The organism is bacterium (genome assembly GCA_035559435.1).
Taxonomy (GTDB): Bacteria; Zixibacteria; MSB-5A5; order WJJR01; family WJJR01; genus JACQFV01.
The window spans coordinates 44,707-59,456 of record DATMBC010000071.1 but is presented as its reverse complement, the minus strand read 5'-3'; the positions used below and the strand labels follow the sequence as shown (position 1 = coordinate 59,456).

The following is a 14,750-nucleotide window of genomic DNA, read 5'->3' as shown; positions in this document are numbered from 1 at the left end:
CAGGGGACTGCTTACCTCACCGACGCCGGCATGACCGGCCCGCACGATTCGGTCCTCTGGGCCAAGCCCGAGATCGCCATCGCCCGTTTCATGACCGGCATGCCGCACAAGTTCGAGATGGCCGAGGGGGATGTGCGCATGTGCGGCTGCGTGGTCGACGTCGACGAACGCTCCGGACGCGCGCTGTCAATCGAACGCTTCCAGTGCGCCTACGACGGCGCACAGACCGTGCGCGAGTACTTCGGTCTGCCCGAACGCCAGGTGGGCGAGACCGAGCCGCGCCCAGTCTCTCCCAACGACGTGTGAGGGCAGGTTCGCAACCTGCCCTTTATCTTCTTCCGACCCACGGCATGTGAAGTAATAGGGAGGGCGATCCGCCGCGGCGGATCGCCCTCCCTTGAGGTCTGCCGCGCCTGCAACTCTTGCGACCCGGCCCGGCGTGCGCTTACACGCGCGCGATTCCCGCTGGCCTTCGCTCCGACGGGGCGATTTATTCCGCGCATGAGCGCCCGCATCATTGACGGAAAGGCGATCGCCGCCGACATCCGCGCCGATCTGATTCCCCGCATCAACGCCCTGAAAGCGCGCGGCATCACCCCGCGTCTGGCCGCAGTGCTGGTCGGCGATGATCCCGCCTCGGCCGTATACGTCAGCTCGAAAAAGAAGGCCGCCGAGGAACTGGGCATGGGCTCCGAAATCATCGCGCGCCCGGCGACCACTTCGCAGGCGGAACTGGCGGCGCTGGTGCGCGAACTCAACGCCCGCGCCGACCTCCACGGTTACATCATCCAGTCGCCGCTCCCCCGGGGACTCGATGAGGCGGCGCTGGTCGACTTGATCGATCCGCGCAAGGACATCGATGGATTTCATCCGTACAACGTGGGCGTGATGACGCTGGGCGGCGGCGCGCTTTTGCCCTGCACACCCGCGGGCATTCTCGAATTGCTCACCCGCTCAAACGTTCCGATTGCCGGAGCCGAAGTCGTGGTGCTGGGTCGGGGCAACATCGTCGGACGACCGTTGTCGATTCTGCTCTCACGCAAGGGCAAGGGCGGCGACGGGACCGTGACGCTCTGCCACAGCCGCACCCGCGATCTGGCCGCGCACACCCGCCGCGCCGACATCCTGATCTTGGCCATGGGCCAACCCGAGATGGTCCGAGGCGACATGGTCAAACCCGGCGCGACGGTGATCGATGTCGGCATCAACCGCGTGGAGGACCCGTCGGCGAAAAAAGGATACCGCCTGGTGGGCGATGCGCATTATCCCTCGGTGGCGGAGGTCGCCGGCGCGATCACTCCGGTCCCCGGCGGCGTCGGCCCGATGACCGTGGCGATGCTGATGCAGAACACCGTCCTGGCGGCCGAGTTGCAGACAAAGTAGAACGGGGGCGCATCCGGCCCCGGCGCGACCTTTCGGCATCCAACCATGCTCAACTCCTCCTCCAGCGGCTTTCTCCCTCTGGTGACACAGACCGATCGGGTCTACTCCGTCACCGAACTGACCGCGTTAATCAAACAGATTCTCGCCGACACCGTCGGGGAAGTCTGGGTCGAAGGGGAAATCTCCAAGTCCACGCTGGCCGCCTCCGGTCACCGGTACCTGACAATCAAAGACGAAAACGCGGTCCTCGATTGCGTCATCTGGAAGAACACCGTGCGGCTCGACTTCAAGCCCGACGCCGGGTTGCGGGTGCGCGCCTATGGCCATGTGAGTGTCTATGCCCCGCGTGGCGGCTATCAGTTGGTCATCACCCAGATCACCGCCATTGGGATCGGCCCGCTGGAAGTCGCTTTCCAGAAACTGAAGGAGAAACTCCTCCGCGAGGGACTCTTCGACGAGGCGCGCAAACGGCCCATCCCGGCCTATCCGCTGCGGGTGGGTGTGGTCACATCGCCGACCGGCGCGGTCATCCAGGACATCCGCCGCACCGTTGCCGCCCGCTTTCCCGCGCTTGAAGTCGTCCTGCACCCCGCCAAGGTGCAGGGCGAAGGAGCCCGGGAAGACATCGTGGCCGGCATCGAAGCGCTCAATGCCCGCGCGGACATCGATGTGCTGATCGTCGGACGCGGCGGCGGCTCGCTGGAGGACCTCTGGCCGTTCAACGAGGAGATGGTGGCGCGCGCCATCCATGCGTCGCGCCTGCCGGTGATCTCGGCGGTCGGCCACGAGGTGGACTTCACCATTGCCGACTTTGTCGCCGACCTGCGCGCCGCCACCCCGACCATGGCGGCGCAGATGGTGACCGAGGGTTGGGTGCGGGCGCGCGAGCAGATGCCGACACTCAGCCGGCGGTTGGAACGCGCCATCGACCGACTGTTGCAGACACGCGCCCAGCGTCTCGAGCGGCTCACCATGTCGCATGCGCTGCGCCGCCCCGCCGATCTGTTCCTGCAGTGGTCGCAGCGTGTCGATGAGACCGCGCTGCGTCTGATGCGAACCCTCGAGCAGGAAATGCGCCACCACACGCAGCGGGTGGCGAGCTTGCAGGGACGTCTGCAGGCGCTCTCGCCCGAACAGGTTCTGCAGCGCGGGTATTCGATCACCCGCCGCGAGGGCGACCCGGCGGCCCTGCGCGACCCGGCGACAGTCCGCGCCGGTGATCGTCTCGTCACCACCCTCGCCGGCGGGACCATCCGGTCGATTGCCGAATAGCACGATCCCGTTGCATCGCACGACAGCGCTCTGTCAGCCCCTTGCTGCCCGCGCGCGCGGCGCGCGTGAATGCCATTGTCTCGGCCCGCGCCAATCTGCTACCATGTCTCCATGAACAAGCCGAAATCCGCCCCGCCGGAGAAATTCGAGCAGGCCTTCGAACGTCTGGAGGAGATCGTCGCCCGTCTTGAAAGCGGCGATGTCGCCTTGGAGGAGTCGCTGGAGCTCTACACCGAGGGGATGACGCTGGTGAAGTTTTGCAACGAGAAACTCGGCGCGGCCCGGGAGAAGATCGAGAAGCTGAGCGCCCGCGACGACGCCGATGCCGGAGGCGCATGAGCGGCTCATCCTCTGAGGCGCATGTGGGCCCCGCGACCGCGCTGCTGACCTTCTGGCGCGCCGAGCAGCAGCATCTTGAAGCCGAGCTGGCGCGTATCCTGACCTGTCCGCCGGGCGCGTCGCCGCGGTTGTTTGATGCCATGCGTCACGCGGTGCTGGCGCCCGCCAAGCGGCTCCGCCCGATCCTCTGCCTGGCCGGCCACCGGTCGCTGGGCGGCGATCGGCCCGCCATCTATCCGGTGGCGGCCGCCATCGAGATGCTGCACACCTACTCGCTCATCCACGACGATCTGCCCTGCATGGACGACGATGACCAACGCCGCGGCCGTCCGACCGTCCACGTTGCGTTCGATGAGGCCACCGCGGTCCTGGCCGGTGATGCCTTGCAGGCGCTGGCGTTCGAAATCCTGGGCCGTGAAGGGGGAGCGGAGATCATCCGGCTCTTGGCTCACGCGGTCGGCCCGGAAGGGATGGCCGATGGCCAGATGGCCGATCTCGAGGCGGAAGGGAAGACTCCCACCGAGGAACTGGTGCGCGCGATCCACCAGCGCAAGACGGGTCGGCTGATCACCGCCAGTCTGTTGGCCGGCGGCGTCATGACCGGCCGCGCGCTGGAGCATCCTGACCTGGCGCCTCTGAGGCGCTTTGGCGATGCGCTGGGGCTGGCCTTCCAGATCATCGACGACATCCTCGAGTTGACCGAGCCGGCAGAGAAACTGGGCAAGCCGACCGGCTCCGACTTGAAGCACCAGAAAGTGACCTACCCGGCCGCCATTGGCTTGGAGGCCTCGCGCCGACGCGCCGCCGCGCTGGTCGAGGAGGCCAAAGCCGCGTTGTCCGGATTCCACGGCGATCCGGCGCTTTTGGCCGCCGTCGCCGATTTCATCATCGCCCGCGACCGATAAGGAAGATGGGATGAAACGACTCGGCCTGATCGTCAATACCCTGCGTCCCAACGCCGAGGAGGTTCTGCGGCGGGTGGAACGTTGGGCGGACGCCCGGGGCTGGCCGATCACGGCCTGCGAACGCGTCCAGGCGGCCCGTACGCCCGACTTCCAATCGATCCCCGAAGGACGATTCACCGGCAAGATAGACCTGCTGCTTTCGCTGGGCGGCGATGGCACGATTCTCACCGCAGCGCGGGCAGTCTGCGAGGCCGGCACACCGGTCCTCGGCATCAATTTGGGCACGCTGGGCTTCCTCACGGTGGCCTCGCCTGAGGAAGCGGAGCAGGCCCTCGACCGGGTGGCCGCCGGGCAGTATATCATCGAGGAGCGGTTCATGCTCGAGGTGCGCGAGCCGGAGGGCGGCAAGCATCACTGGGCGGCCCTCAATGACATCGTGATCGACAAGGGCGGCATCGCCCGGATCATCCACCTCCACGTGCACCTCAACGGCGACTTCCTAAGCGAGATCGCCGGCGATGGTCTGATTGTCGCCACCCCGACCGGATCGACCGCCTATGCCCTCTCGGTGGGCGGGCCGATTCTGTTGCCGACGATGCAGGGCTTCCTGATGGCGCCGATTTCGCCGCATACGCTGGCCCAGCGTCCCATGGTCTTCGGCGCCGATGATCGACTCAGCGTCACGGTCCGCGCGGTCGCCGGCGAGGCGATGCTGACAGTCGACGGGCAGTGGACACGCAAACTGGCGACGGGAGCGACCGTCGAAATTGCCCGTGCCCCCTTCCCGGCCCGTCTCATCAACTTCCCTGGGCGCTCGTTTTTGCGGGTTCTGCGCGAAAAACTCCACTGGGGTCTGGGTCCGGGCGAGTCGCGGCCATAGCTCGGTTGCCGAAGCTCTGCAAACCGCTGCATCCTTCCGCGAAGACCAAATTTTCAACGCATTATCTGCTAACGAGTTCGGTATTTCATCGTAACTAATACGTGAGGGAGGACGCGGTACGCCGTTTGCTCTCTCTGCCAGTGTCGCCAATCGGGGCCGATCGTCCCACGGCGGCAGGAAACAGAATCGACGCAGCGTTGTTTATGCCAATGGATCAATAAATGTAGACAGAGACTGACAAGCGGCAATCTCGTTCGGGAACAAAGGACGGGCTTGCATGCTGTAACGATATGGGCCGGGGATGATGTCCTGCGCTCGCTACTGACCCTCCCGAGCGTGGCCGATCCCAACTCCATCACCCCCCGGCCCTGATTTTTTGCCCTCGCGATCGTGTCATCCCGCCTCACTCTCAGACTTGGCAAGCGCGCCCGCTTCGGTTATCGTGTACCACTGCCGGAGAGGAGGATCGCATGTCAGGACCGCGCCTTGGGGCGATGCTATCGATAGCGCTGTTGGTGTCCGTGGCGGCGGCGGGGGAGAATCGTCCCACCGGCACCGCCGCGGGGAACTTCTACCGCGATGCGCTCTATGGCTTCACGATGGAAAAGTATGACAATTGGAAGTTCGGCAAGATCGACGACGAGGAAGCCGGCAAGCCGCGCGGGACGCGATTTGTCCTCACGCAGAAAAGCGTCAATGTCCCCACCGACTATCTCGACAATGAAGAGAAGTTCACCATGCCGATCATCGGCGTCTACGTCGACACCTCCGCGATGCCGCTGGAGGCCTACGCCGCCGAACTGGCCGACCGCAAAAGCAAGCGCGCCACGCGCAAGGATCTGGCCAAGGCCTTTCCGATTCTGATCAAAGGCCAGTTTGTCGAGCAGGGGCCGATCACCATCGACGGCCAGAAAGCGTTGGCGATGCACTTTCGCCAGGACTACGAGGTCCAGCTCTACAACCGGGCGAAGGACGAGTACAAACTGAAAGAGGACGCCCTGCTGGGCGATCTGTATCTGGCCAAGCGCGGGGATCTGGTGTATCTGCTGCACTTCACCTGCGAGCGCGAGATCTACCGCACCGTCAACGAGGAAGCCAAGGCGATCATCATGTCGGTGGATTTCGATCCGCCCGCCGACACCACCGGGGGGACCGGTTCTGCCGCGCCCGGTCAATAAACGGACCGACGCCGAGCAACTCTCCCTGGCGCCCGGGCCGGCGCCGGCGGGACGGCGCGCCGGCACCGATGAGTCGGGCAAGGGCGACTTCTTCGGACCGCTGGTCATCGCCGCGGTTGCCTGCGACTTCGCCCAGGGCGTTCTCCTCGCCGACTGGGGCATCACCGATTCGAAAAAGCTCTCCGATGGACGCGCCGCCAGGCTGGCGGCGCAGATCCGCGAGGCCGGCATCCCGCACAGCGTGGTGGCCATCGGACCTGAGAAATACAACGAACTCTACGGCAAATTCCGCAACCTGAACCGCATGCTGGCCTGGGGGCATGCGCGCGCGATCGAAAACCTGCTCGAGCAAGTCGCGGTCGACATCGTCATCGCCGACCAGTTTGGCGATGAGTCGCTCATTGAGCGCGCCTTGTTCGAGAAGGGACGGCAGGTGCGTTTGGTGCAGATGCCGCGCGGCGAAGCCGACATTGCGGTGGCCGCCGCCTCGGTGCTGGCCCGTGCCGAGTTTCTGCGTCGCCTGCAGGCTCTCGGCCGGGAGTACGGCGTCACGCTGCCCAAAGGCGCCGGCGCCCCGGTCGATGTCGCCGCTGCGCAGATTGCCAAATCGCACGGCCTCGAAGTTCTCGCCCGTCTGGTGAAAACCCATTTCAAGAATTTCTACAAGATCCCGCGCGGGTGACGGCTTGCGCCCGTCACCGGCGCACGGCCCTCAAGCGCCGCGCGCGGGTGCTCGTCATCTTCATCGACGGTGCAAGCGGCTTTCCGCCCCTCGGTCCTCTGCGCGATCACTGGCGCGGCTCGAAAGCGGTGTCTACGCCGAATGTGCGTACGGCGGATTGGCATTGCAGGTTCTTGCATACACTCAACTTGTTAGCCGCAAATCGCTTGTGAGGGAAACTTCCCGCTTGCGGGTCGTAATTGCTTGTTAAGGTTTCGCTTGCGCAGCCGACTTTATAGATGAGCGGTATGGGGAGCAGCCCCACGTTCGCGGTTTCCATCATGAAGTCGCGTCGCATCCGGCCCTGCCGGATGGACCCTCACGGACCAAACACCGAAACGCGCAGTGACAGGACATGAGATGTTCGCGCTCCTCCCCGTGAACCCGGTCTGGGACGTTACCGTTGTGACCGGCGCGCTGCGCATTGCCACGGAGGGCATGAGTGTTGGAGGGGGTATGATGGACACAATCCTCGCATGGACCGCACCGGCGGCCGCTCTGGCGGCGCTGGCGGGATTGTGGCGCAAAGGCGGCGGACAGAACCGCCGTAATGGCCACCGTCTCTGGAACGATCTGGCGCATGAGTTGACCGCCGACAGTTCGCTGGATGCCATGCTGCTTCATCTGGCCGGAGTCTTTCGGCGCGATGTCGACGCCGACTGCGCGTACGTTTACAAAATCAGTCTGCGCCGCCGCCAGGTGCGTCGTCTCGGCGTCGCCGGAGTTGACGCCGCTGCGCTCACTGCGCCCGCGCCGGAGCATACCGGCCTGATGGCCGAATTGGCCTGGTGGGCCTCGCAGTCGGAGCCGCTGGCGCTGGTGCATGGCGCCGGCGACACGCCGCTGGTCACTCTGCCGTTGCGCGACGGGGACCATGTCTACGGCATCCTGCTCGTGCAAAATCCGCGCCGCCCCGCGCCGTCGGATTGGATCGCCGCCGCGGCGTTGGTGGCGCGCCACCTCTCCCAATGGTGCGAAGTGATCGAGCACGGCGACCGCGGCATTCTCGCCGCCCGTCTGGCCGACGCCATGCCGCAACTCTTGCCGGCGCGACGTCTGGAAGCGGCGCCGTCGGTCATTGATCAGGCGCTGAAGGGCATTATCGCCTACGATTACCTCTCCATCTCCTCCTTGGGCGACTCGCGCGCCCATGAAGATCGTGTGTCGATGCTCGCCGACTCGCAACGCGTCACCGAAAGCCGCCATGGCTGGCCGGTGACCGGCGCGGCGCTGCGCCGTGTGCTGGACACCGGGCGCGCCGTGATCACGCCCGATCTCGACATGGCCGACGACGAGGGCAACGATGACGACACGCAGCCGTGGCCGTGGGAGCGTCGGTTGGGCATGCGCTCGCGGTTGATCGTGCCGGTGCGCGATGGCCGCCGTGTGACCGGCACCCTGACGCTGGCGCACCGTCAGCCCGGCCAATTCGACGAAACCGCCGTCGGTCTGCTCGAGACCGTTGCCGCGCATCTCGCGCCGTGGTTCTGCCTGTTGAACGAAACACGCCGCCGGCAGCGTCAGGAACAGCTACTGGCCTTTCTCGGACATGCGGGCTCCGACGCGGCCGACGATGACGCATCGCTCATCAACGCCGCCGCCGGCATGGTCGACGCCACCGGCATCCGCGTCTATCGTCTCGATGACCGCATGCAATCGCTTTCCGAGGTGGGGGCGTCGGGACGCATCGCCGACCCCGACCGTCCGCGTCAGGTGCCGCTGGCTCAGTTGCCCTGGCACCGCTGGGCGTTGGAGAGCCGCCGCACGTTGACGGTCAACCAAGGCGATCCCGAAGCGGTCATGGACGATTCCGAAGCCGCGCTGGCCATGGACCGGCGGATGAAGACCGGCTGTTTGGTGCCGATTCACCGCAACGGCATGCCGCTGGGGGTGATCGACGTCATCGAGCGGCGTCATCCCGACCGGGCGCATCTGGACGCCGGCTCGCGCATGGTGCTGGGCAAACTGGCCGATGCTCTCTGCCGCAAGTGGAGTCTGGATCGCGGCGAATCCGGCGCCGCAACGCCGGCCGACGCGCTGAGTGAACGTCTCAAGGCCTGGAGCCGTGAAGTGGTCAATCCACTGACCACGATCATCGGCTCGGCGGAGTTGATCCGTCTCAAGCAGGCGGATGTCTCGCCGGAGGTCTCCCGTTATCTGGGCAGCATCGAGCGTTCCGCCACGCGCATCCATACGACGTTGATGGAGATTCTGCAGGAGGCGGCCATCCGCGCCGGTGATGAGGGCGCGCTCATTCCGCGCGAGCGATGGAGTTGGACCCGTCCGGCCGAATCGGCGCCGGCGTCCGAAACCGATTTTGTCCGTCCGGCCTCGTTGGCCGACGCCGCCCGTCGTCACGCGACGGCCGCCGCCGGACGAAAGGCGCCGGTGGGCGCCCTGTAAAGGGAAGCGAAGACGATTCATGCCGACCGAAGATTCCACCGTCCGTGAGACCCGGCCCTCCGCCGGGGCCCCGTTGTGGGGGTCCGCCGGCCCGCGGGGCGCCGATCCACGCACCCTCTCCGCCGCCGACATGGAGCGCGCCGAAAAACTGCGCATCCTGGGCGAGATGGCCTCCGGCGTCATCCACGACATCAACAACATGCTCGGCGCCATCCTCGGACGAGCCCAGCTGGTGCGGATGAAATCCGACGTCGACGAGATCAAGCGTCATGTCGAGCACATCGAAATGATTGTCCTGCAGGCGGGGGAGACGGTCAAGCGCCTGCAGGATTTCACCCGTCAGGGCCACCGCACCGACATGCAGACGGTCAACCTCAACGACGTCATCGGCGACGCCATGCAGGTGACCCGTTACCGCTGGGAATCGCAGGCGCAGGAGCGCGGCATCTTTTACACCATCGACACCCATCTGTCCGACAATGTCACCGTCAGCGGTGTGCGCTCCGAACTGGTCGACGCCGTCGCCAACATGATCTTCAATGCCCTCGACGCCATGCCGGGCGGCGGCCCGCTCACGCTGCTCACCGGCCGACGCGATGGCCTCTGTCAACTGGAGGTCATCGACGAGGGCGTGGGGATGACTGCCGAACAGGCGCAACATGTCTTTTCGCCCTTCTTCACGACCAAAGGCGAAGAGGGCACCGGGCTGGGGCTGGCGGTGGTCTATGGCGTGGTCAAGCGTCATGGCGGCGATGTGCAGGTCGAGTCAGTGCTCGGCCATGGCAGCCGTTTCACGGTCACACTGCCCCACACGCCCGACACCGGCGTGGCGCCGCCGCCGGTGCGCGAGGTCTCCGTCGACAGCGCGCGGCGACGGGTTCTGTTGGTTGACGACGACGCCACCATTCTCGATGTGATCGGCGAAGCGCTGCGCGAGGTGGGCCACGAGGTCCACACCTGTGATGCCGGCGCCGCGGCGATCGTGGCAATGGAGGACAAAGACTTTGATGTGGTGATCACCGATCTGGGCATGCCGGGTGTCAACGGCTGGGATGTGGCCCGTCGCGCCCGTCAGCTCACTCCGCCCTTGCCGGTCATCGTCATCTCCGGCTGGGGCGCGCAGATCACCAAGGAGCAACTGGAAGGCGCGGGTGTGGACATGATCCTGCCCAAGCCCTTCCGTCTGGAACAGATCCGCAAGGCCATTGCCGACATCGCCCTGCGACGCCCGGTTTGATCCTCCGCTAAACTTCACGCCCGCCGGACACGCTCCGGTGGGCTTTTCTGTGGCCGCAAAGCGATTGACGAAGCCCCGGTCGTTGGTTATTGAAGCGGCATGATCTACCTCCCGCGCGGGTTTGCCGCTGCATGTCTCGTGCTCGCCCTGGCGCTCACAGCCCAGGCGCAGCCCCCCGATTCCGGTCTCTGGCCCTGGCCCGAGGCGGCTGTCGGCGAAGCGCTCTCCTACATTCGTGTCTTGCCGCAGGACCTCTCGCTGCGCACCGACTATGTGAAGGTCGATCCCTGGCGGCTGAAGACAGTCGATCAGGCGATGGCCCAGCCAACCTCGATGCCTCAGATCATGCAGTCGATTGTCGCCGACCGCGCCATTCGCGGCGAGAACGAGGCCCGTCACATCCGTCTGCGCGCCCGTGACGTCTCGGTCAAGCTGCTCCAGATTTTCGGCGAGACCCGTCTGGCTTCCGGCCCGGTGGCGATACCCAACGCGGCCAAGACGGGGCTTTCGATCTACTGGCTCAACTGGCTGTCGGCGACATTGGCCGCCTGCGCCGACAGCACGCGTATTGAACGAATCCTGGCGGAAATCCCGGAGCGCGACCGTCACTTGTTTCTGACCGACGCTGTCGAACTGGCCACGGAAGAGGAATCGATCAACACCGCCGCGGCCGAGACCATCGACTCGCTGCAGAAGGCGCGCGACACTCTGGCCGCCCATATCCTCGCCTATGCCGGCCGTGTGCGCTGGTGGGACAACATCATGGCGATGGCCTTCGCCGTCGATGAACGGGTGCTCAGCCTGCCCACCCAGGCGCCGCTGCCTCCCGAAGGCGGCGCGCCGGGGAAGATGCAGATTCTGCGCACCGCCGTCGGCGATGTCGTGATCGGCACCGCCGGCAAGGATACCTACACCGGCAGTCCGGTGGCGATTATCGATCCCGGCGGCGACGATGTCTACGAGCTGGCGCCGATGACACCCGGGCGCGCCCGCGTGGTAGTCGATTGGTCCGGCGATGATCTTTACCAGGCGCCGGATGGACTCGATCTGGGTTGCGGCTTCTGGAATCTGGGGCTTTTGATCGATGTCGGCGGCGATGACACATACCGCGGCGGCAACTTCACGCTGGGCGCCGGCTGGTTCGGTGTCGGAGCGTTGTATGATCTCGGCGGACGTGACGTCTACGAGGGCGATGCCTTCACGCAGGGTGCCGGGGCCTGGGGGATGGGGCTCTTTTTCGATGCGGGCGAGGGGAACGACCGCTGCAATGCCGCCATGTACGCGCAGGGTTTCGGCTTTGCCGCCGGCGTCGGTGTGCTGATGGATGACGGCGGCAACGACAGCTATTTTGCCGGCGGCAAGTATCAGGCGACACTCCAGTACGCCGACCGGAACTATTCGCTCTCGCAGGGCTTCGGCTATGGCGCCCGGCCGTATTTCTCCGGCGGCGTCGGACTGCTCTTCGATCTGGGCGGGCATGACCTCTATGTCACCGACATCTTCGGGCAGGGAAGCGCATATTGGTGGGCGTTTGGCGGCCTCTATGATGCCGGCGGCAACGATCAGTATTCGTCGTATCAATACGCGCAGGGCGCCGGGGCGCACATGTCGGCCGGTTGTCTCTTCGACCGCCGGGGCGATGACATGTATGCCTCCAAGGGAGTCTCGCAAGGGTGCGGGCATGACTGGTCGCAGGGGTATCTGATCGACGCGTCCGGCAACGACCGCTACACCTGCAGCGACCTGTCGCAGGCAGCCGGCTCGGCCAACGGCGTCGGTGTGCTGATCGACGGCTCCGGCGATGACACCTACAACGCGCGCGACACCATCAACACCCAGGGGTATGGCAATCCCCGCCGCGATTATGGCTCGATCGGCCTGTTTCTCGATCTCGACGGCGCCGACCGTTACATCGGTCCGGGGCGGGACCGCCGCATCTGGCTGTCACGCTCGCTGTGGGGCGTCGGCGTCGATGCCGACTCCACCTGGCTGCGCAAGGTGACCCCATGAACAACTCGCTCACGCCATCTCGCCAACGGCGCAGCAATCTCCCAAGCCAGGGGAGGGCAGCGCTTCTGCCGAGCCTGCTTTTTTGCGCGCCGGATCAACAAGACCAAGTCGCAGGCAACGGGAGGGCGATCCGCCGCATCGGACTGTCGAGCCTGCTCCTGATGTCGTTTATCGCCTTCGCCCCACAAACCATTCTGGCCGAAACCGACTCCGCCCGCGTGGCGCGTCTGTTCCGCTGGGCCAGCGAGGGGAATGTCCGTTACGCCTCATATGTCGAACCGGCCAAGGACTCGCTGGCGCAAATGGGGCAGACGGGGGCGCGATGGCTGTCGCGCTATCTGTTTACCGTCGACGCCCGTGAACGGTTGCGGCTGGCCGAGATCTTCGAAAAGATGGGGACGGTCGCCACACCATTCATCGTCCCTTATCTCGATTCGGCCGGCGAGGATGCGCCGCGCAATGCCGCCCGTTGTCTGGAACGGATCAAGGACACGGCCGCGGTGATGCCGCTTTTGGCGCATCTTGATCATCCGGAATACAGCGTCCGTTCGCAGGTGGCCACCGCCCTCGGCAAGACCGCCGACCGACGCGCGCTGGCGCCATTGATCGCGGCGCTGGAATCCGACGCCGACAGTGACGTGCGTAAGAGTTGCGCGGTGGCGTTGGGGTATCTGCCCGACACCGCCGCCACGCGGGTCCTGTTCCGGGCGTTGAATGACGAATTCTACGGCGTGCGTCAGGCCGCCATCCGCGCCCTCGCGCAGCATGACCAGACCGTCGCGCTCCCCGATGGGATCACAACTACCCCCGATGTCATTGTCGCGCTCGGCGCCACCGGCGACCCGGAGTCGCGCCAATGGCTGCGGAAACTTCTGGATGATCCCGATCCAAAGCGGCGCGGTTTTGCCGTGGAGGGGTTGTCGCAGAAGGGGCCGCTGGAATCGGCCAAGGCCATCGCGAAACTGAAGGCGAAGGAAACCGATCCGTTTGTGCTGGCGCAGATCGCCCGCTTCGAACAGATCGTGCTCGAGAAACAGCATGAACAACCCCGGTCCCGGTGAACTGCAGGCGAAACTGGCGCGGATCGCGGCGCATCTGGCGCTGCCGGAGCGCGCGCCGACACCGGCGCCCATCATCGGCCCGGAATCGGTCGATGCCCGCGAGGTCGTGGCGCGGCGCGGACGGTTCTGGCAGCGACGGATCGGCTATACACCGCGCGAGCCATGGGGCGAAACCTGGGTGGAGGATCTCTGCCAACGCGCGGCCGCCGCGGGCTTGCGTGTGCCGTTGTCGGCGCCGGATCGTCAGTGTCCGCTGACCGAGTGTCTCTTTGTTGACTGCGAGACCACCGGCCTGGCCGGCGGCGCCGGCACAGTCGCTTTCCTGATTGCCGTGGGGCGCTTCGACGGCGCCGTGTTTGTCGTCGATCAGTATTTCCTTCCCGATCTCGCCGATGAGGCGGGCGCGCTTGATGAACTGGCCGCGCGCTTCGAGAGCGCCGCGGCGCTGGTCACATACAACGGCGCAGCGTTTGACCTGCCGCTGTTGGAAGGACGGTTCAACTTCTGGCGCATCGATTCGGAGTTTCGCGAATTGCCGCACCTGGATTTGCTCTGGCCGACACGCGCCCTGTTCAAGCACCGTCTGCCCAATTGCTCGCTGGCGCAGGTGGAGGAGTCGCTGCTGCGCATCGCCCGGATCGAGGACCTCCCCGGCGCCGAGGTGCCGGAGGTGTACTTCGAATACCTGCGCCAGGGTTTCAGCCCGCGTCTGCATGCGGTCTTCGAGCACAACCGCCTCGATGTGGTCTCGCTGTTTGTCTATGCGCTCTGGCTGAATGAGCGGACCCAGCCGCAGCGACCCGGCCTCGACTCCGCCGCCGACTTGCAGGCGCTGGCGCGCTTCTGGTATCGCCACCGCGCGCACCAGCCCGCGCTCCGCGCGCTGGAAGAGGCGGCGTCGCGGGTCAATGACGCCGTCGAACGCGCCGCCATCCATCGTCTGCGTGGGCTGATCCTCAAACGCGAACGCGAATACGAGACCGCCCACCGCGAGTGGGAGCAGGCGGCGGCAGCGACGCCGCAGGATGTCTCCATCGCCGAAGAACTGGCCAAACATCTCGAACATCGCCGCCGCGACTACCGGGGCGCACTGGCGATAGTCGACAAGGCGCTGACCGGGCTGGAATTCCGCGCCGCCACCGGCGATCTGAGCGCCGCGGGGCCGCGTGAGCGCCTGCTCCAGCGTCAAACACGCCTCCGCCGCAAATTGCGCGCATCGTAAAGCGCTGCGGGATAGCATGATAGGGTTGTCCGTTAAACCGGCGCTCCATGAATCCGCCGTTTTCTGTTCGATTATTTCCCTCTGAAGTTCCCTCCCGCTCGCGCCGATAACTTGATAGTGATAGGGCATATTTGGCCGA

The 14,750-nt window shown here is 65.6% G+C and carries 13 protein-coding genes; all 13 read left to right on the top strand.

Annotated features, from left to right (window positions below; translation table 11 throughout):
• A partial coding sequence (locus VNN55_08900; GenBank protein ID HWO57668.1) for a YmdB family metallophosphoesterase occupies positions 1 to 306 on the top strand: 306 nt, incomplete at its 5' end.
• A gap of 195 nt (positions 307 to 501) precedes the next feature.
• A complete protein-coding gene (locus tag VNN55_08895) occupies positions 502 to 1,383 on the top strand; it encodes a bifunctional 5,10-methylenetetrahydrofolate dehydrogenase/5,10-methenyltetrahydrofolate cyclohydrolase (protein HWO57667.1) in 882 nt (293 codons plus the stop codon).
• A gap of 81 nt (positions 1,384 to 1,464) precedes the next feature.
• Positions 1,465 to 2,655 carry an exodeoxyribonuclease VII large subunit gene (gene xseA / locus VNN55_08890; GenBank protein ID HWO57666.1) on the top strand — a complete coding sequence of 397 codons (1,191 nt, stop codon included), beginning with the start codon at positions 1,465 to 1,467 and terminating at the stop codon, positions 2,653 to 2,655.
• Between the two features lie 111 nt (positions 2,656 to 2,766).
• On the top strand, positions 2,767 to 2,994 hold the full coding sequence (gene xseB / locus VNN55_08885) for an exodeoxyribonuclease VII small subunit (GenBank protein ID HWO57665.1): 228 nt from the start codon (positions 2,767 to 2,769) through the stop codon (positions 2,992 to 2,994).
• On the top strand, positions 2,991 to 3,899 hold the full coding sequence (locus VNN55_08880) for a farnesyl diphosphate synthase (GenBank protein ID HWO57664.1): 909 nt from the start codon (positions 2,991 to 2,993) through the stop codon (positions 3,897 to 3,899). The genes xseB and VNN55_08880 overlap by 4 nt, the downstream gene beginning before the upstream one ends.
• Before the next feature lie 10 nt (positions 3,900 to 3,909).
• Positions 3,910 to 4,779 carry an NAD(+)/NADH kinase gene (locus VNN55_08875; protein ID HWO57663.1) on the top strand — a complete coding sequence of 290 codons (870 nt, stop codon included), beginning with the start codon at positions 3,910 to 3,912 and terminating at the stop codon, positions 4,777 to 4,779.
• Between the two features lie 470 nt (positions 4,780 to 5,249).
• The gene (locus VNN55_08870; GenBank protein HWO57662.1) at positions 5,250 to 5,957 is read left to right on the top strand and encodes a hypothetical protein; all 708 of its coding nucleotides are present in this window, start codon (positions 5,250 to 5,252) and stop codon (positions 5,955 to 5,957) included.
• Positions 5,899 to 6,639 (top strand): ribonuclease HIII, encoded by a 741-nt coding sequence (gene rnhC / locus VNN55_08865; protein ID HWO57661.1) that lies wholly within the window; start codon positions 5,899 to 5,901, stop codon positions 6,637 to 6,639. The genes VNN55_08870 and rnhC overlap by 59 nt, the downstream gene beginning before the upstream one ends.
• 495 nt (positions 6,640 to 7,134) lie before the next feature.
• On the top strand, positions 7,135 to 9,081 hold the full coding sequence (locus VNN55_08860; GenBank protein HWO57660.1) for a GAF domain-containing protein: 1,947 nt from the start codon (positions 7,135 to 7,137) through the stop codon (positions 9,079 to 9,081).
• A gap of 19 nt (positions 9,082 to 9,100) precedes the next feature.
• Positions 9,101 to 10,318: a response regulator gene (locus VNN55_08855; protein HWO57659.1), complete on the top strand. Its 1,218-nt coding sequence runs from the start codon at positions 9,101 to 9,103 to the stop codon at positions 10,316 to 10,318.
• Between the two features lie 99 nt (positions 10,319 to 10,417).
• Positions 10,418 to 12,328, top strand: a complete 1,911-nt coding sequence (locus VNN55_08850; GenBank protein ID HWO57658.1) for a hypothetical protein — start codon at positions 10,418 to 10,420, stop codon at positions 12,326 to 12,328.
• A 161-nt stretch (positions 12,329 to 12,489) separates the two neighbouring features.
• Complete coding sequence (locus VNN55_08845) at positions 12,490 to 13,389, top strand: HEAT repeat domain-containing protein (GenBank protein HWO57657.1); 900 nt, start codon at positions 12,490 to 12,492, stop codon at positions 13,387 to 13,389.
• Positions 13,367 to 14,611, top strand: a complete 1,245-nt coding sequence (locus tag VNN55_08840) for a ribonuclease H-like domain-containing protein (GenBank protein HWO57656.1) — start codon at positions 13,367 to 13,369, stop codon at positions 14,609 to 14,611. The genes VNN55_08845 and VNN55_08840 overlap by 23 nt, the downstream gene beginning before the upstream one ends.
• Positions 14,612 to 14,750 lie beyond the last annotated feature (139 nt).